The 26,966-nt window shown below is 64.2% G+C and carries 24 protein-coding genes; 13 read left to right on the top strand and 11 right to left on the bottom strand.

All coding sequences use genetic code 11. From position 1 onward, the window contains the following. Positions 1 to 98: 98 nt before the first annotated feature. The 6 genes from J2X53_RS04095 to J2X53_RS04070 all read left to right on the top strand — a co-directional run bounded on the left by J2X53_RS04095 (position 99) and on the right by J2X53_RS04070 (position 8,144). Positions 99 to 554 carry a (2Fe-2S)-binding protein gene (locus tag J2X53_RS04095; protein WP_349036306.1) on the top strand — a complete coding sequence of 152 codons (456 nt, stop codon included), beginning with the start codon at positions 99 to 101 and terminating at the stop codon, positions 552 to 554. Next, on the top strand, positions 554 to 2,623 hold the full coding sequence (locus tag J2X53_RS04090; RefSeq protein WP_349036175.1) for a molybdopterin cofactor-binding domain-containing protein: 2,070 nt from the start codon (positions 554 to 556) through the stop codon (positions 2,621 to 2,623). Before J2X53_RS04095 ends, J2X53_RS04090 begins: the two co-directional genes overlap by 1 nt. A 131-nt stretch (positions 2,624 to 2,754) precedes the next feature. Continuing rightward, positions 2,755 to 3,234, top strand: coding sequence for a methyltransferase domain-containing protein (locus J2X53_RS04085; protein ID WP_349036174.1), 480 nt, complete (start codon positions 2,755 to 2,757; stop codon positions 3,232 to 3,234). Further along, positions 3,231 to 4,151, top strand: a complete 921-nt coding sequence (locus J2X53_RS04080; RefSeq protein ID WP_349036173.1) for an AraC family transcriptional regulator — start codon at positions 3,231 to 3,233, stop codon at positions 4,149 to 4,151. Before J2X53_RS04085 ends, J2X53_RS04080 begins: the two co-directional genes overlap by 4 nt. Before the next feature lie 386 nt (positions 4,152 to 4,537). Then, positions 4,538 to 6,886, top strand: coding sequence for a 1-deoxy-D-xylulose-5-phosphate synthase N-terminal domain-containing protein (locus tag J2X53_RS04075; protein ID WP_349036172.1), 2,349 nt, complete (start codon positions 4,538 to 4,540; stop codon positions 6,884 to 6,886). Between the two features lie 76 nt (positions 6,887 to 6,962). Further along, entirely contained in the window at positions 6,963 to 8,144 is a 1,182-nt protein-coding gene (locus J2X53_RS04070) for a PLP-dependent aminotransferase family protein (protein ID WP_349036171.1), read from the top strand. 222 nt (positions 8,145 to 8,366) lie between these two features. On the opposite strand, the gene J2X53_RS04065 is transcribed toward J2X53_RS04070, so the two are convergent. Continuing rightward, positions 8,367 to 9,284 carry a DMT family transporter gene (locus J2X53_RS04065; RefSeq protein ID WP_349036170.1) on the bottom strand — a complete coding sequence of 306 codons (918 nt, stop codon included), beginning with the start codon at positions 9,282 to 9,284 and terminating at the stop codon, positions 8,367 to 8,369. A gap of 428 nt (positions 9,285 to 9,712) precedes the next feature. Here J2X53_RS04065 and J2X53_RS04060 point away from each other — a divergent pair, with 428 nt between their 5' ends. Both J2X53_RS04060 and J2X53_RS04055 read left to right on the top strand, forming a co-directional pair. After that, the gene (locus tag J2X53_RS04060) at positions 9,713 to 9,943 is read left to right on the top strand and encodes a hypothetical protein (RefSeq protein WP_349036169.1); all 231 of its coding nucleotides are present in this window, start codon (positions 9,713 to 9,715) and stop codon (positions 9,941 to 9,943) included. Between the two features lie 409 nt (positions 9,944 to 10,352). Next, on the top strand, positions 10,353 to 10,862 hold the full coding sequence (locus J2X53_RS04055) for an oxidoreductase (RefSeq protein WP_349036168.1): 510 nt from the start codon (positions 10,353 to 10,355) through the stop codon (positions 10,860 to 10,862). Positions 10,863 to 10,898: 36 nt separating this feature from the next. Here J2X53_RS04055 and J2X53_RS04050 read toward each other — a convergent pair whose 3' ends face one another. Beyond that, positions 10,899 to 11,210 (bottom strand): ETC complex I subunit, encoded by a 312-nt coding sequence (locus J2X53_RS04050; protein WP_349036167.1) that lies wholly within the window; start codon positions 11,208 to 11,210, stop codon positions 10,899 to 10,901. A gap of 391 nt (positions 11,211 to 11,601) precedes the next feature. On the opposite strand from J2X53_RS04050, the gene uvrB reads away from it, so the two are divergent. Further along, the gene (gene uvrB / locus J2X53_RS04045) at positions 11,602 to 13,782 is read left to right on the top strand and encodes an excinuclease ABC subunit UvrB (RefSeq protein ID WP_349036166.1); all 2,181 of its coding nucleotides are present in this window, start codon (positions 11,602 to 11,604) and stop codon (positions 13,780 to 13,782) included. Here uvrB and J2X53_RS04040 read toward each other — a convergent pair. Then, positions 13,779 to 14,351 carry a hypothetical protein gene (locus J2X53_RS04040; RefSeq protein WP_349036165.1) on the bottom strand — a complete coding sequence of 191 codons (573 nt, stop codon included), beginning with the start codon at positions 14,349 to 14,351 and terminating at the stop codon, positions 13,779 to 13,781. The genes uvrB and J2X53_RS04040 overlap by 4 nt on opposite strands. Before the next feature lie 121 nt (positions 14,352 to 14,472). Between J2X53_RS04040 and J2X53_RS04035 the strand changes: the two genes are divergently transcribed. Then, complete coding sequence (locus J2X53_RS04035) at positions 14,473 to 14,691, top strand: hypothetical protein (RefSeq protein WP_349036164.1); 219 nt, start codon at positions 14,473 to 14,475, stop codon at positions 14,689 to 14,691. Here the strand turns inward: J2X53_RS04035 and parA are convergent. From parA to thyX, 3 genes are all read right to left on the bottom strand, one after another. Then, on the bottom strand, positions 14,682 to 15,308 hold the full coding sequence (parA, locus tag J2X53_RS04030; RefSeq protein ID WP_349036163.1) for a ParA family partition ATPase: 627 nt from the start codon (positions 15,306 to 15,308) through the stop codon (positions 14,682 to 14,684). The two genes, J2X53_RS04035 and parA, sit on opposite strands and share 10 nt — an antisense overlap. Before the next feature lie 206 nt (positions 15,309 to 15,514). Continuing rightward, positions 15,515 to 16,120: a hypothetical protein gene (locus tag J2X53_RS04025; protein WP_349036162.1), complete on the bottom strand. Its 606-nt coding sequence runs from the start codon at positions 16,118 to 16,120 to the stop codon at positions 15,515 to 15,517. Next, positions 16,090 to 16,995, bottom strand: a complete 906-nt coding sequence (gene thyX, locus J2X53_RS04020; protein ID WP_349036161.1) for an FAD-dependent thymidylate synthase — start codon at positions 16,993 to 16,995, stop codon at positions 16,090 to 16,092. The genes J2X53_RS04025 and thyX overlap by 31 nt, the downstream gene beginning before the upstream one ends. Positions 16,996 to 17,193: 198 nt before the next feature. Between thyX and J2X53_RS04015 the strand changes: the two genes are divergently transcribed. From J2X53_RS04015 to J2X53_RS04005, 3 genes are all read left to right on the top strand, one after another. Beyond that, positions 17,194 to 18,165 carry a hypothetical protein gene (locus J2X53_RS04015; RefSeq protein ID WP_349036160.1) on the top strand — a complete coding sequence of 324 codons (972 nt, stop codon included), beginning with the start codon at positions 17,194 to 17,196 and terminating at the stop codon, positions 18,163 to 18,165. Positions 18,166 to 18,173: 8 nt separating this feature from the next. Further along, positions 18,174 to 19,523, top strand: coding sequence for a hypothetical protein (locus tag J2X53_RS04010; RefSeq protein ID WP_349036159.1), 1,350 nt, complete (start codon positions 18,174 to 18,176; stop codon positions 19,521 to 19,523). Positions 19,524 to 19,588: 65 nt separating this feature from the next. Continuing rightward, a complete protein-coding gene (locus J2X53_RS04005; RefSeq protein ID WP_349036158.1) occupies positions 19,589 to 20,017 on the top strand; it encodes a VOC family protein in 429 nt (142 codons plus the stop codon). Between the two features lie 179 nt (positions 20,018 to 20,196). On the opposite strand, the gene J2X53_RS04000 is transcribed toward J2X53_RS04005, so the two are convergent. From J2X53_RS04000 to J2X53_RS03980, 5 genes are all read right to left on the bottom strand, one after another. After that, a complete protein-coding gene (locus J2X53_RS04000; protein ID WP_349036157.1) occupies positions 20,197 to 20,727 on the bottom strand; it encodes a sarcosine oxidase subunit gamma in 531 nt (176 codons plus the stop codon). Then, entirely contained in the window at positions 20,720 to 23,638 is a 2,919-nt protein-coding gene (locus J2X53_RS03995) for a sarcosine oxidase subunit alpha family protein (protein ID WP_349036156.1), read from the bottom strand. The genes J2X53_RS04000 and J2X53_RS03995 overlap by 8 nt, the downstream gene beginning before the upstream one ends. Further along, complete coding sequence (locus J2X53_RS03990) at positions 23,635 to 23,913, bottom strand: sarcosine oxidase subunit delta (RefSeq protein ID WP_349036155.1); 279 nt, start codon at positions 23,911 to 23,913, stop codon at positions 23,635 to 23,637. The genes J2X53_RS03995 and J2X53_RS03990 overlap by 4 nt, the downstream gene beginning before the upstream one ends. 178 nt (positions 23,914 to 24,091) lie before the next feature. Continuing rightward, on the bottom strand, positions 24,092 to 25,342 hold the full coding sequence (locus J2X53_RS03985) for a sarcosine oxidase subunit beta family protein (protein ID WP_349036154.1): 1,251 nt from the start codon (positions 25,340 to 25,342) through the stop codon (positions 24,092 to 24,094). Positions 25,343 to 25,487: 145 nt separating this feature from the next. Further along, positions 25,488 to 26,918, bottom strand: a complete 1,431-nt coding sequence (locus tag J2X53_RS03980; RefSeq protein ID WP_349036153.1) for a Glu/Leu/Phe/Val dehydrogenase — start codon at positions 26,916 to 26,918, stop codon at positions 25,488 to 25,490. Between the last annotated feature and the right edge of the window lie 48 nt (positions 26,919 to 26,966).

Below are 26,966 nucleotides of genomic sequence, written 5' to 3'. Positions count from 1 at the left end.
ATCAGCTTCGATAGCTTTCATCCAGTTTGGCGGGATCGTTCAAGACCATCGAGCATCCATGCGGTATCTGCCGTTCAAGCGACGAACGGGAGCTCCTCATGTCCTCTATTCTGAACGGTCAAACCCACGACATCCCGCCGGATTGGGCCGATGAGCCGCTGCTGTTCCTTCTGCGCGAACACTTCGGGCTGACGGGTGCAAAGTTTGGCTGTGGGGTTGGGATTTGCGGCGCCTGCACGATCATCGTTGACGGTGTGGCCACGCGATCTTGCATCACGCGGGCCGGTAATGTGGAAGGCCTGAACGTAAGGACGATCGAAGGGCTGGCCGAGGCGGACATCCTGCACCCAGTGCAGCAGGCATGGCTGGACCATGGGGTGCCGCAATGCGGGTATTGTCAGGCCGGGCAAATCATGGCGGCGGTCGCGCTTTTGGAACAGGTCCGCGATCCGTCGGCTGAAGATGTCGATGCGGCGATGGACGCCAACCTTTGCAGGTGCGGAACCTACCCGCGGATCCGGGCAGCGGTCCTGTCTGCGGCGGAGCGGGTCTGATGCGGCGGCGCGCGCTTCTTGCCGCTGCTGCCGGTGGTGGGGTGGTGGCCCTGATCGGCGCAGGCGCAGGTGTCTGGAGCCAGGTCCCTGTCATTCCAGAGCGCCCTCAACCCGATAGCGCGACAGCGCTTGGCTGGGTCGCGCACCGGGACGGGCGATTCACCCTGACGCTGCCCCGCGCCGAGATGGGGCAGAACATCGCGACCGCGCTGAAGCAGATCGCTTGCGCCGAACTCGGGGTCGCATGGGACATAGTCGATGTGGTGCTGCACGCAACCGACATGCCGCGCGTCAAGGCGACAGTCGGCAGTGAATCCGTGATGCTGTTCGCCGAACCGCTCGCACAGGCCTGTGCCGCCCTGCGCGATGCCCTGGCGTCGGGGCAGATTGCAGGTGTGATCAGCGTCACGTCCCGCCCTTTGGCCGATTTGCGCAGCCTTCGCGCCGGGGGCCTGATCGGTGCCAGCCCCGAAATCACCCACGGGCGCGAGATCGTCACCGGCGCGCCGCTTTATGCTGCCGATATTCGTCTGCCGGGAATGCAGTATGGCCGCGTGTTGCGGGCCCCTGCCTCGGGCGAGGTGCAGTCCCGCCCCTTGCGCTGGGACCTTGAGGCCGCGCGCGCTGTGCCGGGCTTTGTTGCGGTGGTCGAAGAGTGCGGTCCGCCAATCGGACAGGCGCAGGGGCTGGGCATCGTTGCGGCCCGGCCCGGTGCGCTGGACGCCATCGCGGAGGCTCTGGAGATCGAGTGGTCCATTGCCGCCCCGCCTGCGCGTTCGGATATCGCACGGGCCGTCGACGTAGATGCCCGCCTGTCTGTCGGTGTGTTGCCCCATGTGGTTCTGGACGGCGCGCCAGAGGATGGCGCTTGGGATGTCGACCTGCGCGTTGATGTTCCCATGGCGGCCCATGGCCCCATCGAGCCGCGCGCGGCGGTAGCCGCATGGCAGGACGGCACGCTGCGGGTCTGGGCCGGCACGCAGGACGCCTTCTATATCCGCGACTTTCTGGCCGATGCCGTTGGGCTACCGCTCGGATCGGTCACGGTCCAGTCCTGCCGGATCGGCGGGGCCTTCGGCGGCAAGACGATCTGCACGGTCGAGGCCGAGGCGGCGGCGCTGACGCTTGCCACCGGAAACCCGATCAAGGTCCAGTGGACCCGCGCGCAGGAGTTCGCGCTGGGGTTCCATCGCCCGCCATCGTCGCACAGGATCAGGGCGCGCGTGGCGCAAGGGCGCATCACCGATTGGGACCATGCGCAGATGAGCTCGCACATCATGTTCACAGCCGCTGTCGTGCCGCCTTGGATGCAGCGCGGGACGGACATGTTCGCGGGCGACGGTGGCGTGGCTCGCGGTATGGCCGCCCCGTATCTTTTGGGTCGCGCCCGCGCCGCCTATGACATGGTGCGGCTGCCCGTGCACACCGGCCCATGGCGGGGTCTGGGGGCCGGCCCGAATGCGCTGGCCATCGAATGCGCCATGGACGAGGCCGCACTGATTGCGGGCGTCGATCCCTTGGCGTTCAGGCTTGCCCATGTCGCAGACCCGTTGCTGGCAGGGGTTCTTGAACGGGTGGGTGAGATTGCATCTTGGGGCAGCACGCCTGCCCCTGTCGATGGGATGCGTGTGGGGCGCGGGATCGCGTGCGGCACCTACAAGGACACGAGCCACGCGGCAGCAGTGGCCGATGTGGCCGTGGACGTCCGTGGCCGGGTGCGTGTGACGCGGCTGTGGTGCGTGCATGATTGCGGGCTGGTCATCAACCCCGATCAGGTGCGCGCGCAATGCGAAGGCAATCTGGTCTGGAGCCTAGGCATGGTTCTGACCGACGATCTGCCCACGGATGCCGGGCATGTCGCGGCCCAGACCTTTGCGGATGCGCCGATCCCGCGCATGACCGATGTTCCGCCCATCACTGTGGATCTGATCCAGAGTGACCGCCCGCCACAAGGCGCGGGAGAGACTGCCATGGTCGCCGGCCCCGGTGCCATCGCCAATGCGATCCGGGCGGCGACAGGACAACGCGCCGTGCGCTTCCCGGTCCGGGCCGAGGACTTTGCGGCATGAGGAAGGACGGTGCCAACCGGTGTGGTGCAGTGCAATCACTGGCCTGCCCTTGGCTGTTCGGGCGCGGGTGGCGGCGGGCCCGGCTGTGTGTCGGGGCCGTGGCCCCTTCAAGCGCGAAGCTTGCAGAAGCCATGACACAAGGCCTGACGGCGACCTCTGGACCCGTGATCGAACTCGGCCCCGGTACAGGAGTGTTTACTGTGGCCCTGCTGCGCCGTGGGATTCCGGCGGCGCAAGTTGCCGTCATAGAAGCCAGCGAGAGTTTTGCCACCGCCCTCGCGCTGCGGTTCCCGCGGGTCGCGGTGATCCATGATGATGCTGCGCATATCCGCCATGTTAGCCCTTTTGGTTCGGGTGGCGCGGATATGGTGATTTGCGGTCTGCCGCTGCTGTCGGTGCCGCTGGCCAAGGTGCTCCGGATCGTGGCGGAATGCATGACGGTTCTCAAACCGGATGGCGACCTGCGCCTCGTCACCCATGGGCAGCGCTGCCCGATCCCGGCGGCGATGCTTTCCCGTCTGGGTCTGGTGGCACGGCGCCGGACCTTCGGTCCTTTGAACACACCACCCGCTTCGGTCTATGCTGTGGTCCGAATGGAGCAGCCCGCATGACGAGACCAGTCGAAGGAACCGATTTTGCCTCGGCCGCGATGATGCGTCTGGTCGCAGCCGGGCTGTCCCGGCAGGGTATATCTGTGCCAGTGCCGACATCCGCGACCGCGCATGTGCCCCTCGTGGCCAAGCGCAATGTGCTTGGTGAAATCCTTGCAGGCCATGGTCCGCTGGCAATCCTGTCGATCGCAGACGCTGCGCCGTCGATGGCACCTGAACCTGTGGTGCAGGCCCTGACGCAGGCGAAGGACATGCCCGATCTCATGGACCGCTGGCACCGGCTGGAGCGGTTCAGCCACGGGCGGCACAGGATCGCGTCAGACCTCGTTGGGGCAAACAGTTTTCGCCTGACGCATCAGGCCCGCGACAATGGCCCGCCGCCCACTTTGGCGGAAAGCCTCCTGGTTCTGGGCCTGCTTGCAGTCCTGTCCGAAATGATCGGATCGGCGGCCGTGACGCTGACCGACGCGACGGGCGCGGTCTGGCGCAGCCATGGCAAGTGGCACTGCCCGGATGTGAAACAAGGCGTCGGCAGCGTCAACCTCACGGCAACGGGAAGGCCCAAGGCAGCCGCGAAAACGGCCACAGGCCCGGATCCCGATGCGGTTTCATCCCTGCGAAAGCGCCTGGTGGCTGACCCGGTGCGCCGCTGGACGGTTGCCGGTCTGGCCGCCGAAACCGGGGCCTCCTCCCGCACCCTGCAACGTCGCCTGACCGAAAGGTCGGTCTCGTTCTCTCGCCTCGTGACAGAGGCCAGGGTGGAGGTTGCGGCCACGCATCTGTGCAAGGCCAACGGCCCTGGATTGGCAGAGATCGGCTTCATCTCGGGCTTTGCGGATCAGGCACATTTTGCACGGACGTTCAGCCGCGCCGTCGGCACGACACCCAGCGGTTATCGGGCAGATTTTGGCCAGTAGTTGATAGCATTATGCCCGCTCGCCGCCCGGGCCGATCGCTGAGCAAGACTTGTAGAATGACTGGCGCCACTGCGGACACCCACGCTTTGCTGACCGAACGACCGTTCGGGGCCGATCACGTCACGCCCTTAGGAAAGGGCGGAGAGCGGTCTGACGGGGGTGCGGCATTGCTGCCGCATCGCCCGCGTCAAGGACCAACCCTTGCGGTAGCAATCGACCGGTTGCGCCTCGCGTCGCCGCTTGCTTGACGCATAAAGCGAGATTTCTCACGCTGCGTGGTGAAATTCTCCAGGAAAACCCGGCATCCGTTCGAAAAATTGGCGATTATCGCCACTTGAAGGTCGATATGCTGCGCCAAGCATCTTCCCAGCAGGACGGACTTTCGCATGGCTCACCTCAAGACCCTCGAACAGCGGCTGTTGTGGCTGTCGCACTGGATGATCCACCATGCCAACCATATCCGGCCGAAGGTGGATGGCATCAAGGTCGGTGGGCATCAGGCCTCGTCGGCGTCGATGGTTTCGATCCTGACCGCGCTCTATTTCTCGGCGCTGCGGCCCGAGGATCGGGTGGCGGTGAAACCCCATGCCTCACCGGTTTTCCACGCTATCCAGTATCTGATGGGCAACCAGACCCGCGAGAAGATGGAGACCTTCCGCGGTCTGCATGGGGTGCAAAGCTACCCGAGCCGCACAAAGGATGTGGATGATGTCGATTTCTCGACCGGTTCGGTAGGCCTGGGGGTGGCGATCACGGCCTTCGCCTCGCTGGTGCAGGATTTCATCGCCGCGAAACGCTGGGGCCATGATCTGCCCTTGGGCCGTATGGTTGCGCTGGTGGGTGATGCCGAACTGGACGAGGGCAATGTCTATGAGGCGCTGCAGGAGGGCTGGAAAAACGATCTGCGCAATTGCTGGTGGATCATCGATTACAACCGTCAGTCGCTGGACGGAATCGTGCGCGAGGGACTCTTTGCCCGCGTCGAGAAGATCTTCGAGGCCTTTGGCTGGGATGTTGTGCGCGTCAAATACGGCGCGTTGCAGCGGGGGGCCTTTGCTGAACCCGGCGGCGACGCCTTGCGCGACTGGATCGACCGCTGTCCCAATCAGGACTATGCCGCGCTGACCTTTAGGGGCGGGGCCACCTGGCGCAAGCGGTTGACAGATGATCTTGGCGATCAGGGTCCGGTCTCTGCGCTGATCGAGAGGCGCAGCGATGCGGAGCTGGCGGCGTTGATGGAGAACCTCGGCGGGAACTGCGTTGAGACGATGGCCGAGGTTTTTGCCGGCATCGACCACGACCGGCCGACCTGCTTTCTGGCCTACACGATCAAGGGATGGGGCACGCCGATTGCCGGACACAAGGACAATCATGGCGGCTTGATGAACCCAACCCAGTTCGAGGCGTGGCAGGCGCATATGGGCGTGGCCAAAGGTCAGGAATGGGAGCCGTTCGCGACCGTCACCGATGTGCCCGCGCTGAAGGACTACCTCACCCGCGTCCCCTTTTTCGCCAAGGGGCGCCGCCGGTATCATGACGCCAAGCTGGCGGTGCCGCAGATCGGCATCGACACCGAACGTGAGGTGTCCACGCAGGCGGCCTTTGGCAAGATTCTTGACGATCTCTCCAAAGGCTCCTCCGATCTGGCTGCCCGCATCGTGACCAGCTCGCCCGATGTGACGGGCACCACCAACCTCGGCCCTTGGGTCAACCGGCGCAAGCTCTTTGCCCGCAAAGTTCAGGCCGACGCCTTCATCGAGCACCGCATCCCCTCGACAGCCAGGTGGGAGTTCACGCCGGAAGGCCAGCATATCGAACTGGGCATCGCCGAGATGAACCTGTTCCTGCTGTTGGGCGCGGCCGGGCTGTCGCACAGCCTGTTCGGCAAACGTCTGATCCCCATCGGCACGGTCTATGATCCGTTCGTCTGCCGCGGTCTCGATGCCTTGAATTACGCCTGCTATCAGGATGCACGGTTCATGATCGTCGGCACCCCGTCCGGTGTGACGCTGGCCCCTGAAGGCGGCGCGCATCAGTCGATCGGTACACCAATGATCGGCATGGCGCAGGACGGGCTGGCCGCTTTCGAGCCTGCCTTTGCCGATGAGCTCGCGGTCATCATGGCCTGGGCCTTTGACTACCTGCAACGTGACGGCGAAGGCGACCCGGATGAGCGCACCTGGCTGCGTGATGAAACCGGCGGATCAGTTTATCTGAGGCTGACCACCAACCCCATCGAACAGCCTGGCAAGCGCCACGACGACGCATTCCGCCAAGGGGCCATCGACGGAGCTTATTGGCTGCGTCCGCCGGGGCCGAACTGCGAGGTGGTGATTGCCTATCAGGGGGCCATCGCGCCCGAGGCGATCAAGGCCGCGGGTGCCCTTGCCGAGGGCCGTCGGGATGTGGGTGTGCTGGCTGTCACTTCGGCCGACCGGCTGAATGCAGGCTGGACGGCGGCGCAGCGCGCACACTCGCGCGGCAATGCCGCCGCCCTGTCGCATGTCGAGCGGTTGATGCAGGGCCTGCCTGCCCATTGCACGCTGGTCACGGTGATCGACGGCCACCCTGCCACGCTGGCGTGGCTGGGCGGCGTGCAGGGCCACCGCACAGTGGCACTTGGGGTCGAGCATTTCGGGCAGACCGGCACCATCGGCGATCTGTACCGCCACTTCGGAATCGACGCGGCGACGATCGTTGCCCGCGCCAAGGGCCTGACACCGGGTGCCCGCTAACGCGGGCGCTTCCACTGTTTGTCCTGCTTCAGGATAACCATGGCAGAGGTTTCGGTGACGGCCGGTATCGATTGCCATGATCCGTCCCGCCTTTGCCGCCTGGCTGTCCGACACCAACGATGTCACTCAGATCTTCCTGTCGGCCGGGCAAATCCCCGGGCTGATCAACATGGCGGGCGGCTTGCCCGATCCGGCCACCTGGCCCATTCCGGACCTTGCGGAATTGGCGCGGGCTGCGGTTGCCAACCATCCCCGCGATGCGCTGGCCTATGCGCCGATCGAAGGCCTGCCCGCGCTGCGCGACATGATTGCCGAAAGGTTCTCGGCACCGGGGCTGGGCCTGAGCCGTAAGAACGTTCTGATCACCACCGGCGGCATGCAGGCGCTGGACCTTCTGGGCAAGGTGCTGGTGGACGACGGCCAGGTGATTGCCGCGCAAAGTCCGGCCTATCTGGGAGCGCTCGATGCCTGGAAGCCGCGCCGCCCGACCTATCGCCCGATGCGGCTGGAGGGGAATGACTTCTCGCCGGAAGCCGCGCTTCAGGATGCACAATTTGCCTATACCGTGCCCAACTTCTCGAACCCTACCGGGCGACTGGTCGACCTCGATCAGCGCCGTGCCTTGGTGGCCGCCGCGCATGCGACTGGCACCTGGCTGATCGAGGATGATCCATATGGCACGCTTTACTACGACGGCATTCCGCTGCCGCGCATGCTGACGCTGGCGGGCGGGGCACCCTACGACGGCCCCGTGGTCTATCTGGGCACGTTGTCCAAGGAACTGGCCCCCGGACTGCGCGTCGGCTGGGTCATCGCCGCTCCGGGCATGATCCGGGCATTGGTGACGGCCAAGCAGGGCTCTGACATGAGCACTCCGGGGCTATCGCAGCGCATTGCGCTCGAAGCCTTTGGCTCTGGCCTGACTGACCGCGTCCTCCCTGCGACGCTTGCGCTCTACCGGGCCCGCCGCGACGCCCTGTGCGCTGCCATGACCGACCATCTGGGGGATCTTTACGATTGGGATACGCCGTCGGGTGGCATGTTCGTCTGGGCGACCGCACGGGATGCCAACCTGAACACCGACCACCTGCTGCGTGTCGCGCTGAACCATGGTGTCTGCATCACCCCCTCCAGCGTCTTTGACCCCGAAGGCCAGAACCGACGCGCCATCCGCATCAACTTTACCCTGAACGATGAAGCCAGACTGACCGAGGGCGTCAAGCGACTGGCCACTGCGACACGCGCCGCCCTGGATTGATCAAAGCCCGCGCCTTCGAAGGATGTCCGTGCAGTATGTCATCTGTTCTTGCAGCGGCCTTTGTTGATTTTGCATCACATCTCAGCTTGCAGCCCCAGCCGGAGGGCGCACGGATGCCGCATCCCTTCGACCATGGAGCCGGATGTGGTTCCTGGCTGGCTCTGTCGGACGCCGAGTATGGCCGGGTGCGTCAGCATCTTCGCCAGGGGCAGAAAGAGGATGTCAGGCGGATCTTGGCTGAGCCATCTTCCTTGGCGGCCCATCTCCTGTACCCCTTTTTGTGGGCCAGACTTCAAGCACCCCGGAAAGGACCACCAGCGCGCCGCCGATAAGCTCGCTGATCGCGAGGGTTTCACCCGCGAACATCGCCGCAGTCACTGCTGCGAACACGACCTCTGGCATCAGCAGGATGCCGACACGCGCCGGATCAAGACGCACGGCCGCCCACATGAGCGCCGCAATCGAAAGAACCCACCAGGAACCTGCGGTGAAAAGAACCTGAACCGCGATCGCAAGGAGATCCTCTCCCGCAACGGACGGCAGGGGTTCCAGAAATGGCGCGCTGACAAACGAGATCACTGTCGCGCCGAAAGCAAAGAGGAAGGCGGATGGCAAAGGAGCGAGGTCGGACCTCAATCGCATCCCCACAGTTGCAAAAGCCCAGATCAGACCGCCGCAAAAGGCCATCCACTCTCCCAGATTGGCTGGAACCGGAAGCCCGCCATCGCCGCCGAGCATGATGAACAGCCCGGCGAGCCCGGCGACAATGGCCAGGACGCGCAGTCGCGGCAGCTGCATACGCAACACATATTTCGCGATGAGCACACTCCAAACGGGACTGAAGAACCACAGCAGGACGACAAGGGCGACCTTCCCGTAAAGAAAACCGATGGAATAGAGCGCGAAGGCGGCCCCTCCGAGGCCGACGGAAATGATCCCGACACTGTCTTTGCCACGAAACGCACCTTTGCCAGTGAGAACAAAGGGCAGGAGCAAGAGTGCCGCCGCGAGCGTGATGGCCCCGGTGCCCCATGCCCCGTCAAGCCCAAGTTCGGCGATGCCCCGCACCGGAGCCCAGTAAACGCCCCAGACGATGCCCGTGATCAAGACAACCGCAGAGGCCAAAACGCTTTTGTCCATCAAAGTATCCTGATCCGTTCCATCCGTCACTTGGCCGCCCATGACCCGACCGAGATCATACCATTGCGAACGAAAAGCGGTTGCTTGCTGGCGACACCACTTCTGACCATAGCGACGGCACTGCAACGCAAGCCCGCGTCAAAAGAAGTCCGCCCCTCCCGCGGTGGCGTCCCTTGACACCTTTGTTATGTCGATAGCCGAACTTGGACGGACAATTTCCCGCAATTGGGACGAAGACTTTTTTGGCAAGCGCTATCGGTCGACTGTCCGCTTTGGTCCGATCAAGTCGCTTGGCTCGCCCATGCCCCCTGCCCGGGCGGCGGGAACATGTTCGGCCTCCCCATCGCGGGCCACGAGCGGGTATTCGGTCTGCATCGCAATCGGCCCCGGCACCCGGGGTTCGGTTGCCAGCGTTTATGCATCCGGCAATGATCGACATCATCGATGCCCAACCGGTACAACGACGCATCCAGCGCACGGCGGAGGTTCTTTGCCCCTGCCCCGCCCGCATGCGGGTTGCGAGCGCCGGACACCTCGGCGGCCAAGGGGCTTTGCCCGGCATTGAGGCCGAACGTGGTGGCCACTACCATCTCATCTCGCGACCGGTTTGCTTGATGGTCAGCATCCAGCATTCTGCCGATGCCTTTACAAATCTGTAAGGGATGCCCGCCCAGTTCACGCCATTCACAGTCGAGGATTGGCGCAGTGCCCTTGACCCCGACAGGCTGCTTTCTATCCTGCAAAGCGTGAATTGGTCCACATTCAGACCTTCACGATCCGAAGCCCGCCTTGTGCGGGCTTACTTCTTTCTTGGAAATCCAAGGGGGTGCATGCCTATGCCAATAGGGTGCTTAGGGTCGAGCCCTGCACAGACAGGACGCAACGATCTGATATCGTGAAAGTAATTATCCGTATCTTGCCTTATATGGCAGTGGGGTGCACACTTATGCCCAATTGGCAGCAAGTTACGCATCGCAACCGCCTGGATGGGCAATCACATATTGACGATTTTTGTTGCCGTAGAATGATGTTCTATTGGGCATGAACAAATTGCTTCCGGGGGCTTTGATGGATTTGCTCAAACGATCAACCGTGCTGACCCTTGGCGGCTTTGCTCTGCTGACACTCCTGCCCGGCGGTCTTTCCCCGGCCCAATCTGATACGGCAGGTGTGGTTCTGCTGACCCTGCATGGACCCGACGGCGCACAGGGGCTGCGCCTTGCCGACCTTGATTCGTTTGAACAGCACAGCTTCACCACCTCGACCATCTGGACCACCGGGCTGATGGAGTTTTCTGGCCCGGCCCTGACAGATGTGGTGGTCTCAGCCGGGTCTGTCGCCGGCGGCCTGCGGCTGCGGGCCGCCAATGATTATTCAATCACTCTGAACCCGTCGATGCTGGAGGCGCAGGCCACCATCATCGCCACCCGGATCAATGGCAAGACCTTTGGCGTGCGCGAACGCGGCCCGCTGTGGCTGGTGTTTCCCTATGATGCCCATGCACGGTTTCGTACCGAGCAGATCTTTGCTGCCAGCATCTGGCAGTTGACCGACATCGACACCGGCTCTGCGCCCTGACGGCCCGCTCGCGTGCGTTGCAGACCGGCGTAGCCGTCAGTGCGTCCAGACACCGCGGCGGTCAGTGGCGAAGTTTTCGCCGTAGCCACGGGCGCGGATCAGGGGTTTGCGGGCTTTTGGCAGTTGCACGTCATAGTCGATGCCCTTGGCCTGCGCATAGGCCTCAGCCGCCTCCAGCGTGTCGAACTGCAGCCGCACCTGCGCCTGGGTGTCACCCGATGAGGTCCAGCCCATCAGCGGGTCAACCTCGCGCGCCGAAGCGGGGGCGAAATCCAGCAGCCAGCCCTTGGTCTTGGCGGTGCCCGATTGCATCGCGGTTTTGGTCGGCTGATAGATGCGGGCGCGCATGGGGAAACCTCCTGAACAGACAGGCGATATATGGCGGAAAACCGGGGGGAGACGCAAGGCCCAAGGCGGGGCCCAAGGCGGGGGCAAGTCGCTGTCGGCTGACCACGGGGTGTGGGTGGGGTGTGGTGCGATCAACCGACAGCTTCCGTTGCTGCTTGCCCGTTCACTGTGCCAAAGCCGCCCTTGCATTTCAACTGAAAGCTGCAAGTTTTCGCCGTGTTTTCGCTAAAATTGAATCGCTTCCCTTAACCTTGCCGCAAGCTGGGTTAATCTTCCGTCAACGCCCCCCTTTAACCAGAACAAAAACGGAATATATTGGCGCCTGCAATGCCCCGCGCTGGAAACCTTCGCAGGGATTCGCCCCCGGCCCCCAGCTCCCCGGAAGGATGCCATGCCCCATAACAACGCCAATGCGCTGACCGAACGCCCCGATGTGCTGACCCGGCCCAAGCTTGAAGGCGGTCGGCGCTTTGTGCTGTCGACCCCGTTCCAGCCCGCAGGTGATCAGCCGACAGCGATTGCGGAACTGTCAGCGGGCGTCAGGGCGGGCGAGCAAAATCAGGTGCTGCTGGGCGCAACCGGCACCGGCAAGACCTTTACCATGGCCAAGATCATCGAGGAAACCCAACGCCCGGCGATCATCCTTGCCCCCAACAAGACCCTCGCCGCACAGCTTTATGGCGAGTTCAAAGGGTTTTTCCCTGAGAACGCAGTGGAGTACTTCGTTTCATACTACGATTACTACCAGCCCGAAGCCTATGTCGCGCGGTCCGACACCTATATCGAAAAGGAATCGCAGATCAACGAACAGATCGACCGGATGCGCCACTCGGCCACCCGGGCGCTGTTGGAGCGGGATGATGTGATCATCGTGGCCTCGGTCTCGTGCATCTACGGCATTGGCTCGGTCGAGACCTATTCGGCGATGACGCAGGATCTGGTGGTGGGCCAGTCCTATGACCAGCGCAAGGTGATGGCGGAACTCGTGGCGCAGCAATACCGCCGCAACGACCAAGCGTTTCAGCGCGGCAGCTTCCGGGTGCGCGGCGACTCGCTGGAGGTCTGGCCCGCCCACCTTGATGACCGCGCCTGGCGCTTCAGCTTCTTTGGCGAAGAGCTGGAGGCGATTGTCGAATTTGACCCGCTGTCAGGGGCCAAGACCGACAGCTTCAAACAGATCCGCATCTACGCCAACAGCCACTACGTCACCCCGCGCCCGACAATGCAGCAGGCGGTGATCGGCATCAAGAAAGAGCTGCGCCACCGGCTCGACCAGCTGGTGAATGAGGGCAAGCTGCTGGAAGCGCAACGGCTGGAACAGCGCACCAATTTCGATCTGGAAATGCTGGAGGCCACCGGCGTCTGCAACGGCATCGAGAACTATTCGCGCTACCTCACAGGCCGCGCCCCGGGCGAGCCGCCGCCGACGCTGTTCGAGTTCATCCCCGACAATGCCATCGTTTTTGCAGATGAATCCCACGTTTCCGTTCCGCAGATCGGCGGCATGTACAAGGGCGACTTCCGGCGCAAGATGACGCTGGCCGAACATGGCTTCCGCCTGCCGTCCTGCATGGACAACCGGCCGCTGAAGTTCGAGGAATGGGATGCGATGCGCCCGCAGTCGGTGTTCGTGTCCGCCACCCCGGCCGCGTGGGAGATGGATCAGGCCGGCGGCGTGTTCACCGAACAGGTGATCCGCCCGACCGGGCTGGTCGATCCGCAGGTCGAGATCCGCCCCGTAGAGATGCAGGTTGATGACCTCCTGGATGAAATCCGCAAGGTGGCCGCACAAGGTTTGCGCATTCTGGTCACCACGCTGACCAAGCGCATGGCCGAAGACCTGACCGAGTATTTCCACGAACAGGGCATCCGCATCCGCTACATGCACTCCGACATCGACACCATCGAACGCATCGAAATCCTGCGTGACCTGCGCCTTGGTGCCTTCGATGTGCTGGTCGGCATCAACCTGCTGCGTGAGGGGCTGGATATTCCCGAATGCGGGCTGGTGGCGATTCTCGATGCCGATAAAGAGGGCTTCCTGCGCTCGGAAACCTCGCTGATCCAGACCATCGGCCGCGCCGCGCGCAATGCCGATGGCCGGGTCATCATGTACGCCGACCGCATCACCGGCAGCATGGAGCGGGCTTTACGCGAAACCAACCGCCGCCGCGACAAGCAGATCGCTTATAACATTGAGCACGGCATCACGCCGATGACGGTGAAGAAGAACATCGAGGATGTGCTGCAAGGCCTGTGGCAGGGCGACACCGACATGGCCCGCGTCACCGCCAAGGTCGACAAGCCGATGGTCGGCCAGAACCTCGCCGCCCATCTCGACGCGCTGCGCACGGCAATGCGCAAGGCCGCCGAGAACCTGGAGTTCGAGGAAGCCGCCCGCCTGCGCGATGAGGTCAAACGGCTGGAGGCGGTCGAGCTGACCATCTCTGACGATCCCCTCGCCCGGCAGTCAGCGGTCGACGACGCGGTGGATGAGGCGCAGAAAATGGCCGGCCGCTCCACCGCTGGCCGCCCCGGTCAGCGCGGCGGCGTCAAACGGCGCAAGCGTTAAGCGCCGGTCTCCAGCCAGAGCACGCCATTGCGGTAGCCGCCGCGCCGCAAATGGCCCGGTTGCGCCACTTCGGGAAACTCGTCGGCCCAGTCGCGAAAGCGGTCGTTGCTCAACACGGCAGCCCCCAACTCGCGCGCCGCCTTCAGGATCACCGGATCGGCGGGGCTTCCCTTTGGCACCACCAGCACCCGGTCTGCGGGCAGACCCAGAGCCCGCGCCAACGGACGGTCATCCATATACCGCCCCGCCAGCTTGTACCCGGCGTTGGCATCGAACACGACGCCCGGCTGATAGCCCAGGTCCGTCAGCGAGCGGACCACTTCTTGAAGCGTGGCCAGCTGCGGGGTTTCGCCGTTCCAGTGCATGATGTTCGATCCGTCGATCACAATGCTGCGCGGCGCGGTCCTTGGCGCCTGCGGCACCACTCTGGCGCGCAGCATCAGGATCAGCGCGGCAAATGCTGACAGCAGCGCCACCAGAACCGGCGCAGACTCCACCATCCCTATCAGGCCATAGCTGAACATGGCGGCAGCAAAAGACATCAGGAACAGGGCAAAGGGCACACGCATGCCGCCATCCTGACCCGCAGATCAGGGCAGAACAAAGACCGGAACCGACAGAAATCGTGGCATCGGGGCTTGGATTGCGCGGGCGGAAACGCTACCTGCTATGCAGCAGCGAAAGGCACGCATGAAAAAGTTCCTCGACCCCAACCACCCGTTCTTTGCCAATCCGCTGGTGCGCTGGCTGTCAGCGCTGGCGCCGGTGGCCTGGGCGCTGGTGGAGTTTGTCAATGACAGTCCGGGCTGGGGCATGATCTTTGCGGCCCTTGGCGCGCTGGCGTTCTGGGTGCTGATCGTGCGCGGGCCGGATCAGCCACCCGCAAAAGACGACACACCTCAGGACTGAAGCTGCGCCAAAATCTCATCGGCCAGCGCCGCAATCTCGGTCGCGGCGGGCGATTTGCCCACCTCCGACACCGCAAGCCCGTTGCCCATCGTCTCGGCATAGGCGACCCGCTGGCCCAGCCGCGCCGTCGCCACCTCGGCCAGATCGCCCGCCGCATTGGCCACCTCTTCGCCCAGCCGCGTGCCCGCCTTGCAGCGGTTCAGCACGATCAGCGTGGTCCGGTTTTCGCGCGCGGCAAGGTCAAGCACCCCGTCGGTCGCCCACAGATCGACATGGCTGGCCGACACCGGGATCAGCACCAGCGTCGCCTCACGCAGGCTGGGCCGCAGATCGGCGTCGATCTTGGGCGGCGTGTCGATGATCACGATGTCATGGGTCTTGCGCAGCTTTTCGCACTCATAGCCCACGCCCCAGGCAGAGGCGGTCGACAGATCCATCCCCGGATCCCCCAACCGCTCCCGCCGCGCCATGAACCAGCGGCCCAGAGAGCCCTGCGGATCGGTATCGAGCAGCGCCACAGACACCCCCCGCCGCACCAGCTCCACCGCCAGATTGACCGACAGCGTGGTCTTGCCCGACCCGCCCTTCTGCTGCGCAACCGTGATGACCTGACCCATACCGCCCCCGTTTCTGCGCTGCAGCATAAGGTGATTCGGGGTGCGGGGATAGGGGGAGGTTGGGGGCGCCATTTGCACCATCTGTAGGGCGGGGTTCACCCCGCCGATGCGGCGGGTCATTGGGTGCGCGGGTGGGGTGGCGGGGTGAACCCCGCCCTACTGGGTTATCCTTAGATTTATGCTCGATATTCGGTCAGCATTCCCAGCTATCGCTTCTCCAAATTTTTCGGAGTAGCGATGGTCATTTTAGCTGAATAACCACCAACAGAGTGCCTAACCTCTTCCAATCCAAAACTCAACCTTTCAGTTTCATCTTGCAGCCCCGACAGATAGTCCAACGACTTCATCCGTTCGTGCTCCATACGGAGATTGGAGTTTATTACATGCGAATTTTGAGCGTTAAAAAACCTCATAAAACTAAAGTAACGTGAAACTTTTTCATGCCCAAGCATTACATGGAAATGTCCGCTCATTACCAGAGGATTAACTATAGAATAGTCAAACCCTTGCATTGAAATGAAGAGGTCATTTTCATTAATCTGGCCCGCCGAAATTCTACTGCGAAGGAAGTCTATCCTTGTCAGAAAATGCTTGATTTCATCTAAGTTCAGATCAATTTCAGTTTTAAGCGCCGTCTTGGCATACTTCCTTTGAGATGCCTGATTAATCCAACCGAGCAAGTGTTGAATTATCGCCCCGGACACGATTCCAACGAAAACCCAGAATGCATTTGCGAAGGCATTTCCAGATAGAATGGCTGCAAAACCTTCGATCAACCCACTCACCCCAAAACCCCCTGAAACTCCCGCCATTCCCCCTTGCTCATGCCAGAGGTTTCCTGCGTCACTTTTTCACCGTTCAGCATGCGCTTCACACAGTCAATTGCCTTCGCACTCAGCGTCACTCCGCCCATGCGGTAATCCTCGAACGCGGCGAAGGCCAAAGGCACCCAGTCCTTCACACAAGCCGCAATCGCCTCGGCATAGACCCGGATCTCATATTGCGCATGGGCGTCGGCGCGCAGGCGCAGGAAGTGGAACAGGTTGTGCAGGTCGGTTTTCCAATACCACTGGGTATAGGTGTTCATCGGCAGGTTCATCCGCGCCAGTTCCCGCGCCAGCCCCTGCTGGCCCTCTTGGCTCAGCATCGACTCATAGCTGTCAAACGCCTGCCCCGCGTCGCGTTTGAGCACCTCCAGCACCCGCGCGGCCTCCGCGCCCTCCAGCACCGCCCCGCGCCCCTGATTGTTGACCGTGCTTTGCGCGGCCAGCTGGTCGGGCGCGGGGATATAGAACTCCCGGTCCAGGATCGAATAGCGCGCGGAGTATTCGTTGACGTTGGCGGTGCGGTGGCGGATCCACTGGCGGGCGACGAACACCGGCAGTTTGACGTGCAGCTTGATCTCGCACATCTCGAACGGGGTCGAATGCCAGTGCCGCATCAGATAGCGGATCAGCCCTTCGTCATTCGACACATGTTTGGTGCCCGCGCCGTAGCTCACGCGCGCCGCCTGCACGATGGCCGCATCATCGCCCATATAGTCGATCACCCGGATAAAGCCGTGATCCAGCACCTCCTGCGCGCGGTACAGATGCGCCTCCATCCCCTCGGACACCGCCCGCAGGGTCTGGCGGGGCGTCGCGCGGGCTGCGTCGATTTCAGCAATCTGATCAGGGGAAAGCGGCATGAGGGGGGCCTTTCGAATCCGGGCGTTCACAAGATATGGGTCGTGTCAGCGCGCAGGATACGAGAGGTTGGGGAACCCTCGCAAGGGTGCGCGGCAATTCTGCATCAGGCCGTGGCACAGGCGTATGGATTCATTGACACAAAGCCGTGAGGCAGGCAGTTTTGGCCGCAAAAGAACACTATAACCGAGCAGGTAATCATGAATTGGCGTGTGATCGCGGCCCTTGCGGCCGGTCTTGCCGTTGCGAGTTGTGGCGGGAATCCCCTGAACAACACGCCGGAGTGCGACAGCAACCCTCTGGCGCCCTGCCCCCCGGTTCCGCCTCCGGCGCCCACGCCGCCCCCGACCGAACCGCCGCCGCCGCCGGTTGATCCGATCCCCGAGGCCCTGCGCGGCAACCTGCGCAGCGCGACCTACAGCCCGGCAAATGGCGGCACGCTGTCCTTGGTGATCGACCCGCTGGGCACCGGCGGCCGCTCGATCCCGTTCAAACGCGATGCCACCCTCGACACCGCTGGCTATCAGGCCTTTACCTGGCAGGACACCAACACCAGCCGCTATTACGTCGCCCTGTTCGACACCTCGACCAAAGGCGCGGTCAGCGCCGGCGTCGTCGGCAGCGGCCAGTTCACCGAAATGGTCTGGGGATCGACCTATGCGGTCGATGAGGCGTTTTCGCGCCCCACCGACAGTGGCATCGCCACCTATAGCGGCAGCTATGCCGGGCTGCTGAATGGCGGTGATCCGGTCGATCCTGCCCTGCCACCGGGCGATCCGGCAGAGCCCAACCGCCCCTTCAGAACCACCGGGCAAGTCATCATCAACGCCGATTTCAACGCCCCCGCACCGGGCGGCGCACGGACCGGCATCGAAGGCAGTATCAGCGACCGCAGAATGGTGGATAGCGGAATACCCTTGCAGGATGTGTTCCTGCAAATCGCCACCATCAACCCCGACGGCACCTTTGGCGGCACTGTGGTCTACCGCGATACCAGGACCGCAGGCACCTATGCCGGGGCCTTTGGCGGCACCGGCGCATCGGCCGTTGCGGGCGCAGTTGAAATGAGACCGATCCCTGGCAATTCGGACGTGCTCGAACGCGGGGTCTTTGTGGCCGACCGCTGCGCTCCCGGCGATCCGTCACCCTGCCCCTCGTCCACGGCACCTTGACCGCAGCGATGGCCCGCAGCCCCGCCCGGCTTGTGGCGCTGGTACTGGCGCTGGCCGTGATGGCCGGATCGGGGGGCGCACGCCCCCCGTCCCCCGCTGAATACGCCCTCGCCGCCGGTGATCTGCAAACCGCGCGCCAGCTGGCGCAGCACCAGCTGCAGACCAACCCACAGGACGCCGCCGCCCTGTCGGTGCTGGCGGCCGTCGACCTCGCCCATGGCCAGCCAAAGGCCGCCCGCCAGAACGCCAGCCGCGCCTTTGCCGCAGGCGACAGCAAGCACGAACGCTTTGTCGCCGCCCGGCTGGCCGCCAAAGCGGCCCATGGTCAGGGCCAGTCACTGGTTGCGCAATACTGGCTGCGGCGCGCGGTGCAGGATGCGCCGACCGCGCAGGCCGAGGCCGTGGCGATCACCGATTTTCAGTCGCTGCGCCGGGTCACGCGCCTGCATCTGAGCTTTGACGCCACCTTCCGCCCCAGCGAGAACGTCAACAACGGCGCCCAAGACCCGATGCTGTCGATTGACGGCATCCCGACCCACTTCATCTTTACCCCCAGCTCGCGCGCCCTGCCCGGAGCCGAGACCCGTCTGGGCTTTGGCCTGCGCTATCGGCTGACCGGCACCGAACGGCGCGGCACCGATCTGGGTCTGCGGCTGACGCATAGCGCCGTGGTGCTGAATGACCGCGCCCGGCGTATCGCCCCGCTGGCGCGCGGCTCGGATTTTTCCACCTCGACCGCCGATGTCCAGCTGTCACATTACCGCGCGGTGACCGAAGACACCTTCCTGCGCGGCGGGGTGCAGCTTGGCCAGTCCTGGCTGGCCGGGCACCACTATGCAAACCGGGCAAAGCTTGACGCGTCGCTCACCCAGCGCCTGTCACCGGCCACCCTGACCCGGCTGGGTCTGGCGCTGGAACGCCAATGGCGGACCGGCACCGCCCCGGCGGCAACCGCCCTGATGATCGACAGCGCCACCGAACACCGGCTGCCCTCGGGCGATGTGATCGGCTTCCGGCTGATCGCGGGCAAAACCGTGTCCTATGATGCCAATCAAGAGAACAAAAGCCTGTCGTCCGAACTGCGCTACAGTGTCGGCAAATCCCTCGGCGGGGTTCAGCTTTCGGGCGCGCTCGGGCTGGGACTGCGCGATTATCCGGTGTTCTTTGGCGGTGCGTTCGGCAACAGCGGCCGCCATGACAGAACCGCCTCTGCCTCGGTCGATCTGTCGCTGACCCGGCTGAGCGCCTTTGGCTTCGAGCCGGTCTTCTCGCTCGAAACCCGCAGGACCAGATCCAACATCAGCCGCTACGACGGCCGCGATCTGGGTCTTGGCATCCGCATCAGATCTTCATTCTGACCCTGCCCCCTCGCCTTTCCCAGCCACCGCGTTAAGATGCCCCCCAATCAATCGGGAGACATACGATGGCACTGAAATATCTGCACACCATGGTCCGGGTACTGGATCTGGAGGCATCAATGGCGTTTTACCGCCTGCTCGGGCTGGAAGAAACCCGGCGGCATGACAGCGAACAGGGGCGGTTCTCGCTGATCTTCATGGCCCCGCCCGGCCAGCCGGACTGCCCGGTAGAGCTGACCTGGAACTGGGACGGCGATGACGGCCTGCCCTCGGACAGCCGCCACTTCGGCCATCTGGCCTATGAGGTCGATGACATCTACGCCACCTGCGCCCATCTGCAGGCCAATGGCGTGCTGATCAACCGACCCCCCCGCGATGGCCGCATGGCCTTTGTCCGCAGCCCCGACAACATCTCGATCGAAATCCTGCAAAAGGGCGACGCCCTTGCCCCCGCCGAGCCCTGGGCCAGCATGGCAAACACCGGCCACTGGTAATCCCGGCGGCCGACCCCGGGGGCTGCCTGCCCCCCAGCTCAGCGGTTTCTTGAACCGGTGGCGAAACCGCTGAGCTACCCCGGGAGTATTTGGGAAAGCTGCAATGCAAAAGAGCCCGGGCTTTCATCTTGGCAAAAATACTCCCGCCGGAGGCTCCTGCCCCCTCCCCCGGCGCGGCCTTACAGAACCAGCGCCGCCCGGGCCGCGACCTTCACCATCGCCTCCTCAACCTCGTGCCAGGCGGTGCGGGCCATCGAGCGGAAGGTGAGCAGGGTAAAGCCCCCCTCCCCCTCGACAATCAGGATCAGCGGCAGGTGGTTCAGCGCGGTGCGAAACGCCTGCCCCCGCTGCGCAGCCCGCAGGTCCAGCGGCACCAGCCGCGCCAGCACATCAACGGCTTGCGCGCCCGAGAGGGTCAGCGCAACCCAGCCGTCAGACTGATCGGTGACAGCCGCCGCCAACCCCGCCGGCGCGGCAGCCCCGATCAGAAAGGCCATGTCACGCCCGGCCCAGACCAATCGCTTGCCCTCCGCTTCTGTCACCGCATTGGGCAGCGGAAACGCCATGCCCAGCGCGCGGCCCACCGCCTCCGCCTGTCCCGGCCAGGGGGCAATGGATGTCATCTGTGGCAGGTCAGCCTCGGCCAGCGTGGTGCCGGCATGGGTGACGGGGAACGCGCCGAGTGCGGGTTTTGCGATCAGCTCAGGCACGCAGTTTCTCCCCCTTCGGGTCATGGAACACCGGATCGGTCACCGTGCACAGCACATCCACCCCGCGCAGCCGGTCCACCAGCCGCACCGTCTCGCCGTGCCGCGCGCGGCCATTCTTCAGAAACCCCAGCGCAAGGTGGCTGTGCAGCGTCGGCGAATACCCGACCGAGGTGACATATCCCGCCGAATTTTCACGCACCAGCTCTGCCCCTTGCGCAAACAGATGCGCGCCCGCCGTCAGCACCGAACCGGTCAGCGGCATCAGACCCACCATCTGCTCGCGCGCCGGCCCGACCATCCCCGGGCGCGCGGCGGCAGCCTTGCCGATACAGTCCTTCTTGGCGCTCACCATCTTGTCCATGCCAATGTCAAAGGCGGTGGTGCGTCCATGGATCTCGGCATGGGTGATGAACCCTTTTTCGATCCGCAGCACATTCAGCGCTTCCATCCCATACAGCCCCCCGCCCATCGTCTCGGCCCGGGCGGTCAGGTCGCGGAACAGCGCCTCGCCATAGCGGGTGGGCACCGCCAGCTCATAGCCCTCCTCGCCCGAGAACGAGATCCGGAACAACCGCGCCGCCACGCCCTGCACCACCACCGGCGTGCAACCCATGAACGGCAGATCCGGCGCATGGCCCAGCGCGCTTGTCACCAGATCCCGCGCCAGTGGACCGGCCACCGCAAACTGCGCCCAGCTCTCCGTCACCGACACAAAGCGCACCTGCCATCCGGCACAAAACGCCTGATGCACGAAATCCAGATGCCGCATCACCAGCCCGGCAGCGGCGGTGGTGGTGGTCATCAGCCAATGGTCCTGCCCCAGCCGCGCACAGGTCCCGTCATCCAGCACATGACCATCCTCACGCAGCATCAGCCCATAGCGGACGCGGCCCACCGGCAGGGTGGAAAACGTGTTGCTATAGACGAAATCCAGAAACCGCCCCGCATCCGGCCCCTGAATGTCAATCTTGCCCAAAGTCGAGACATCAGTGACCCCGACCGAAGACCGCACCATCATCACCTCGCGGTCACACGCCTCGCGCCAGGTCGTCTCCCCCGCTTTGGGGAAATAGCCGGGCCGATACCACAGCCCCGCCTCCACCATCGGTGCCCCACGGTCGCGGCTGGCCTGATCGCTGGTCAGAAACCGCTGCGGCGCAAAGCCCATCCCCCGGCCCCCGGCCCCCATCGCGGCAATCGACACCGGCGCATAGGGCGGGCGGAAGGTGGTGATGCCGGTCTCGGCAATCCCGCGCCCGGTCGCATCTGCCAGCACCGCCAGCGCCGCCACGTTGGAATTCTTGCCCTGATCAGGCGCCATCCCTTGCGTGGTGTAGCGCTTCATATGCTCGACCGAAGCAAACCCCTCCTGCGCGGCCAGCGCCACATCCTTGACCGTCACATCATTGGCCAGATCCAGCCAGGCCCGCCCCTTGCCCGGCACCGCCCAGAGCGGCGCGATGCCGTAGGGCGCATCCTCGGCCTGCGGCAACTCCACCGCGCCCGCAGCGATCCCCAAGGCGGCAAGGCTCGCCCGCGCCGCCTCGGCCCCCGCCGCCAGACAGCCATGGGTCGAAAACGTGCCATTGGCCGCCCCCGCCACCAGCATCCCCGGCACCGCGCCCTCGACCGGCACAAAGGCCGCAAGCGCGTCCGACCAGCGCGGACGGCCATTCAGATGGCAGGTCAGATGCACCGACGGGTTCCAGCCGCCCGAAACCCCCAGACATTCGGTCTCCAGCCGGAACTCCCGCCCCCCGGCGCGCACCATGATCTCGCGCAGGCCCATTCGCCCCCGCGCGCGGATCACCTGCGCGCCCTTGTGCAGCGCGATCCCCGGCTCATCCGGCGCATCCTCGCGGCTGTCAAGGATTGCCGCCACCTCTACCCCCGCCGCCATCAGGCTACGGGCGGTCGCGCGCAGGCTGTCATTATTGCCAAACAGTACCACCCGCCTGCCCGGCACCACGCCGTAGCGGTTCAGATAGCTGGACAGCGCCGAGGCCAGCATCACCCCCGGCCGGTCATTGTCTTCAAAGGCAACCGACCGCTCCAGCGCGCCCGCCGCCAGCACCGCGCGCCTGGCCGCGATGCGCCAGAAACACTCACGCGGCAGGTTCGGGCGCGGGCTGCGGTGCAGCCCCACCCGCTCCAGCGCGCCATAGGTGCCGTCATCATAGGCCCCGGTCACGGTGGTGCGCGTCATCAGCCGCACATTGGGCAGGCTGGCCAGCTCCGCCAGCACCTTTGCCGCCCAGTCCATCGCCGGGGCGCCGTCAATCTCGCCCTCATCCGACAACAGCCGCCCACCCGGCTCCGACGACTCGTCGGCCAGAATGACATCGGCCCCGGCGCGCGCCGCCGTCAGCGCCGCCATCAGCCCCGCAGGCCCGGCCCCGATGATCAGCAGATCACAATGCGCCCAGGCCTTTTCATAGACCCCTTCATCATGCCGCCCCGACAGGCTGCCCAGCCCAGCCGCACGCCGGATCAGCGGCTCATACAGCCCCTCCCAGAACCGGCGCGGCCACATGAAGGTCTTGTAGTAGAACCCCGCCGACAGGAAGGGGGCTGCCAGATCGTTGATCTCCAGCAGATCAAACCCCAGCGACGGCCAGCGGTTCTGGCTGCGCGCGGCCAGCCCCTCAAACAGCTCCTGCACGGTCGCGCGCGTGTTGGGGGTCTGGTTTGCGGGGCCGACAATCTCGACCAGCGCATTCGGCTCCTCTGACCCGGCGGTCAGAATCCCGCGCGGGCGGTGATATTTGAAGCTGCGCCCCACCACGCGCACATCATTGGCGATCAGCGCCGAGGCCAGCGTATCGCCCTTGTATCCCGCGTAGGCACGGCCATCGAAGCGAAAGGTCACAGGCCGCGTCCGGTCAATCCGGCCCTTGCCGTCGATCCTCATGCGGCACCCCCAGCCGTGCCTGCCCCGGCAACGCTCTCCACTGCCAGAATCTCATGCGTCACGGTATTGCGGGTGACCTTCAGCCAGGAACAACAGCCCTGCTCGTGATACCACAGATCTTGCGTCACCCCCGCCGGATTGTCGCGGTTGTGCAGATGGTCATCCCAGGCCTCCGGTGCTGCGTCCGGCGCGGGCCGGTTCAGATACTCCGCCGCGCCATAGTAATAGAATTCCCGCCGGTCGCGCGGGCCGCAGAGCGGGCAGGTCAGGCGCATGATAGGGTGTCCTTTGTGGCAGATGGCGGTAAGGGGCTCCGCCCCTCGGGCTGCGCCCTCACCCCGGAGTATTTGGGCCAAGATGAAACGCAACCGGATTTCATCTTGGCTGAAATACTCCCGCCGGAGGCATCCGACGCCAGAGGAGAGCGGAAAGCGTTCAAAATCATCGCGCCCCTCAATGCAGGTTGTGCTGGCTGCCGGTGCCTTCTTCGTCAAGAAGATGCCCCGTCGCAAAGCGGTTCAGCCGGAACTTTGCGGCGACGGGGTGGCTCTCGCCCGTGGCCATCAGATGCGCCATGCAATAGCCGCTCGCCGGTACGGCCTTGAACCCGCCATAGTTCCAGCCCGCATCAATGAACAGCCCGTCCACCGGCGTGCGGTCGATGATGGGTGATCCGTCGGGCGTCATGTCCATGATCCCGCCCCAGGACCGCAGGACGCGGGCACGGCCGATCATCGGCATCAACGTCATCCCCGCCTCCATCACATGCTCCACCATCGGCAGATTGCCGCGCGCGGCATATGACGCATAGAAATCCAGATCGCCGCCAAAGACGAGGCCGCCCTTGTCGGACTGGCTGATATAGAAATGCCCCATGCCAAAGCTGATCACATGGTCGATCACCGGTTTCAGCCCTTCGGTGACAAAGGCCTGCAGCACGTGGGACTCAATGGGCAGCCGCAGCCCCGCCATCGCCGCCACCTGACCGGAGCGGCCCGCGGCCACCATGCCTACCTTTTTCGCCCGGATCGCCCCGCGCGTGGTCTGCACCCCGGTCACCCGGCCGCCCTGAATATCAATCCCCGTCACTTCGCAGTTCTGGATCAGATCGACCCCGCGCTGATCGGCGGCGCGGGCATAGCCCCAGGCCACCGCATCATGCCGCGCCGTGCCGCCGCGCGCATGCAGCAGCCCGCCATAGATCGGGAAGCGGGTGTTGTCGAAATCGAGATAGGGCAGCAGCTCGCGCACGCCGTCACGGTCCAGCAGCACCGCATCATCGCCCTGATTGAGCATCGCATTGCCGCGCCGGGCAAAGGCGTCGCGCTGGCCGTCGGAATGGAACAGGTTGATCAGCCCGCGCTGCGAATGCATCACGTTGTAATTCAGATCCGCCTCCAGCCCCTCCCACAGTTTCAGGGAATGGCTGTAAAACTCCGAATTGCCGGGCAGAAAGTAATTCGCGCGCACAATCGTGGTGTTGCGCCCGATATTGCCAGAGCCGAGGTAGCCCTTTTCCAGCACCGCGATATTGGTCAGCCCGTGGTTTTTCGCCAGATAGTAGGCCGTGGCCAGCCCATGCCCGCCACCGCCGATAATCACCGCGTCATACTCAGCCTTTGGCGCCGGGTTACGCCAGGCCGGTGTCCATCCGGTATTGCCGAACAGACCCTGGGTGATGACCCTGAAACCGGAATAGCGCATGGCAGACCTTTCCCTGACCGGGTTCTGAAACCGGGATCACCGATCCGCAGGCATCAGACCGGGTCAGGCGCAGATTGGCAAGGTTCCACCGCGCCGCCTTGGCCATCCGCGACACCAGATGTCGCAGATGGCCAAATCAGCCGCTTTACAGCGCCTTGGACCGATAGGCCGTCGCCACCCGGCCGATCGAGACGATATAGGCCGCCGTGCGCAGGTCATCGACATCATCGCGCTCATGCCAGACCTTGCGCATCGCCTGATAGGCGGTGCGCATGGTGTCATCCAGCCCCGAGCGCACCAGCGCCAGCTCGTCCGATCCGGTCAGGAACTTTTCCTTGAAATCCGGCGACAGGGTCCAGCCCAGGCCCTGATCCGCCGACAACCGTTCCAGCTCTTCGACCAGAATGCGCGACCGCCCCTCTTCGGCGCGGCGCTGCATCCGGCCAAAGCGGATATGCGACAGGTTCTTGACCCATTCGAAATACGACACCGTCACCCCGCCCGCGTTGGCGTACATGTCGGGGATGATCACCACACCCTTTTCGCGGAGAATCTCATCCGCACCAAAGGTCACCGGGCCATTCGCCGCCTCGACGATCAGCGGCGCCTGAATGCGGGGCGCGTTTTCCATATGGATCACGCCCTCCATCGCCGCCGGGATCAGAATGTCACACGCTGCCTCCAGCAGGGGCGTGCCATCGGCCACGAACGACCCCGACGGATAGCCCTGAATCGTGCCCTGCTTGGCCATCCACTGCCGCACATCCTCGACATTCAGGCCGGTATCACTTTGCAACGCGCCATCGCGTTCGATGATCGCCGTGATGATGCAGCCGTCTTCTTCGGACAGGAACTTGGCGGCGTGATAGCCCACGTTGCCCAGACCCTGAACGATCACCCGCTTGCCTTCCAGCCCGCCGGTCAGACCGGCCTTGGCCTTGTCTTCGGGGTGGCGGAAGAATTCCTGCAGCGCGTATTGCACGCCGCGCCCCGTCGCTTCGACCCGGCCCTGAATCCCGCCGGCATGCGGCGGTTTGCCGGTGACACAGGCGTTGCCGTTGATGTCGGTGGTGTTCATCCGCTTGTACTGATCGGCGATCCACGCCATTTCGCGCTCGCCGGTGCCCATGTCGGGGGCGGGCACATTCTGCGCCGGGTTGATCAGGTCGCGTTTGATCAGCTCATAGGCAAAACGGCGGGTGATCAGCTCCAGCTCCTGTTCATCCCAGGCGCGGGGGTCGATGCACAGCCCGCCCTTGGAGCCGCCAAACGGGGTTTCCACCAGCGCGCATTTATAGGTCATCAGCGCCGCCAGCGCCTCGACCTCGTTCTGGTTGACCGACAGCGCATAGCGGATGCCGCCCTTGACCGGCTCCATATGTTCGGAATGCACCGAGCGATAGCCGGTAAACGTCTCGATCTTGCCGCGCAGACGCACCCCAAAGCGCACGGTGTAGGTCGAGTTACACACCCGGATTTTCTGCTCCAGTCCGGGGCTGAGGTCCATCAGCCGCACGGCGCGGTTGAACATCAGATCCACAGACTCCCGGAAACTCGGTTCGCCGTCCCTTAACATGCCATCCTCCTGTCAGGCCGGGCGCAACGCACTGCGCCCATTTCCAGC

It is taken from the genome of Pseudotabrizicola sp. 4114 (genome assembly GCF_031457365.1).
In the GTDB taxonomy this organism is placed as follows: domain Bacteria; phylum Pseudomonadota; class Alphaproteobacteria; order Rhodobacterales; family Rhodobacteraceae; genus Pseudotabrizicola.
This window is presented reverse-complemented; position numbering and strand designations above follow the sequence as displayed.

Bases quoted from the DNA above. Each gene is read 5' to 3' on its own strand.
- J2X53_RS04080 (WP_349036173.1), top strand. From the start codon at position 3,231: ATGACGAGACCAGTCGAAGGAACCGATTTTGCCTCGGCCGCGATGATG.
- J2X53_RS03995 (WP_349036156.1), bottom strand. From the start codon at position 23,638: ATGAGGATCGACGGCAAGGGCCGGATTGACCGGACGCGGCCTGTGACC.
- J2X53_RS03985 (WP_349036154.1), bottom strand. From the start codon at position 25,342: ATGCGCTATTCCGGTTTCAGGGTCATCACCCAGGGTCTGTTCGGCAAT.
- J2X53_RS04035 (WP_349036164.1), top strand. From the start codon at position 14,473: ATGAAAAAGTTCCTCGACCCCAACCACCCGTTCTTTGCCAATCCGCTG.
- J2X53_RS04095 (WP_349036306.1), top strand. From the start codon at position 99: ATGTCCTCTATTCTGAACGGTCAAACCCACGACATCCCGCCGGATTGG.
- J2X53_RS04065 (WP_349036170.1), bottom strand. From the start codon at position 9,284: ATGGACAAAAGCGTTTTGGCCTCTGCGGTTGTCTTGATCACGGGCATC.
- J2X53_RS03980 (WP_349036153.1), bottom strand. From the start codon at position 26,918: ATGTTAAGGGACGGCGAACCGAGTTTCCGGGAGTCTGTGGATCTGATG.
- J2X53_RS04050 (WP_349036167.1), bottom strand. From the start codon at position 11,210: ATGCGCGCCCGCATCTATCAGCCGACCAAAACCGCGATGCAATCGGGC.
- J2X53_RS04075 (WP_349036172.1), top strand. From the start codon at position 4,538: ATGGCTCACCTCAAGACCCTCGAACAGCGGCTGTTGTGGCTGTCGCAC.
- J2X53_RS04015 (WP_349036160.1), top strand. From the start codon at position 17,194: ATGAATTGGCGTGTGATCGCGGCCCTTGCGGCCGGTCTTGCCGTTGCG.
- J2X53_RS04085 (WP_349036174.1), top strand. From the start codon at position 2,755: ATGACACAAGGCCTGACGGCGACCTCTGGACCCGTGATCGAACTCGGC.
- J2X53_RS04010 (WP_349036159.1), top strand. From the start codon at position 18,174: ATGGCCCGCAGCCCCGCCCGGCTTGTGGCGCTGGTACTGGCGCTGGCC.
- J2X53_RS04040 (WP_349036165.1), bottom strand. From the start codon at position 14,351: ATGCGTGTGCCCTTTGCCCTGTTCCTGATGTCTTTTGCTGCCGCCATG.
- J2X53_RS04090 (WP_349036175.1), top strand. From the start codon at position 554: ATGCGGCGGCGCGCGCTTCTTGCCGCTGCTGCCGGTGGTGGGGTGGTG.
- J2X53_RS03990 (WP_349036155.1), bottom strand. From the start codon at position 23,913: ATGCGCCTGACCTGCCCGCTCTGCGGCCCGCGCGACCGGCGGGAATTC.
- J2X53_RS04070 (WP_349036171.1), top strand. From the start codon at position 6,963: ATGATCCGTCCCGCCTTTGCCGCCTGGCTGTCCGACACCAACGATGTC.
- thyX (WP_349036161.1), bottom strand. From the start codon at position 16,995: ATGCCGCTTTCCCCTGATCAGATTGCTGAAATCGACGCAGCCCGCGCG.
- parA (WP_349036163.1), bottom strand. From the start codon at position 15,308: ATGGGTCAGGTCATCACGGTTGCGCAGCAGAAGGGCGGGTCGGGCAAG.
- J2X53_RS04005 (WP_349036158.1), top strand. From the start codon at position 19,589: ATGGCACTGAAATATCTGCACACCATGGTCCGGGTACTGGATCTGGAG.
- uvrB (WP_349036166.1), top strand. From the start codon at position 11,602: ATGCCCCATAACAACGCCAATGCGCTGACCGAACGCCCCGATGTGCTG.
- J2X53_RS04025 (WP_349036162.1), bottom strand. From the start codon at position 16,120: ATGGCGGGAGTTTCAGGGGGTTTTGGGGTGAGTGGGTTGATCGAAGGT.
- J2X53_RS04055 (WP_349036168.1), top strand. From the start codon at position 10,353: ATGGATTTGCTCAAACGATCAACCGTGCTGACCCTTGGCGGCTTTGCT.
- J2X53_RS04060 (WP_349036169.1), top strand. From the start codon at position 9,713: ATGATCGACATCATCGATGCCCAACCGGTACAACGACGCATCCAGCGC.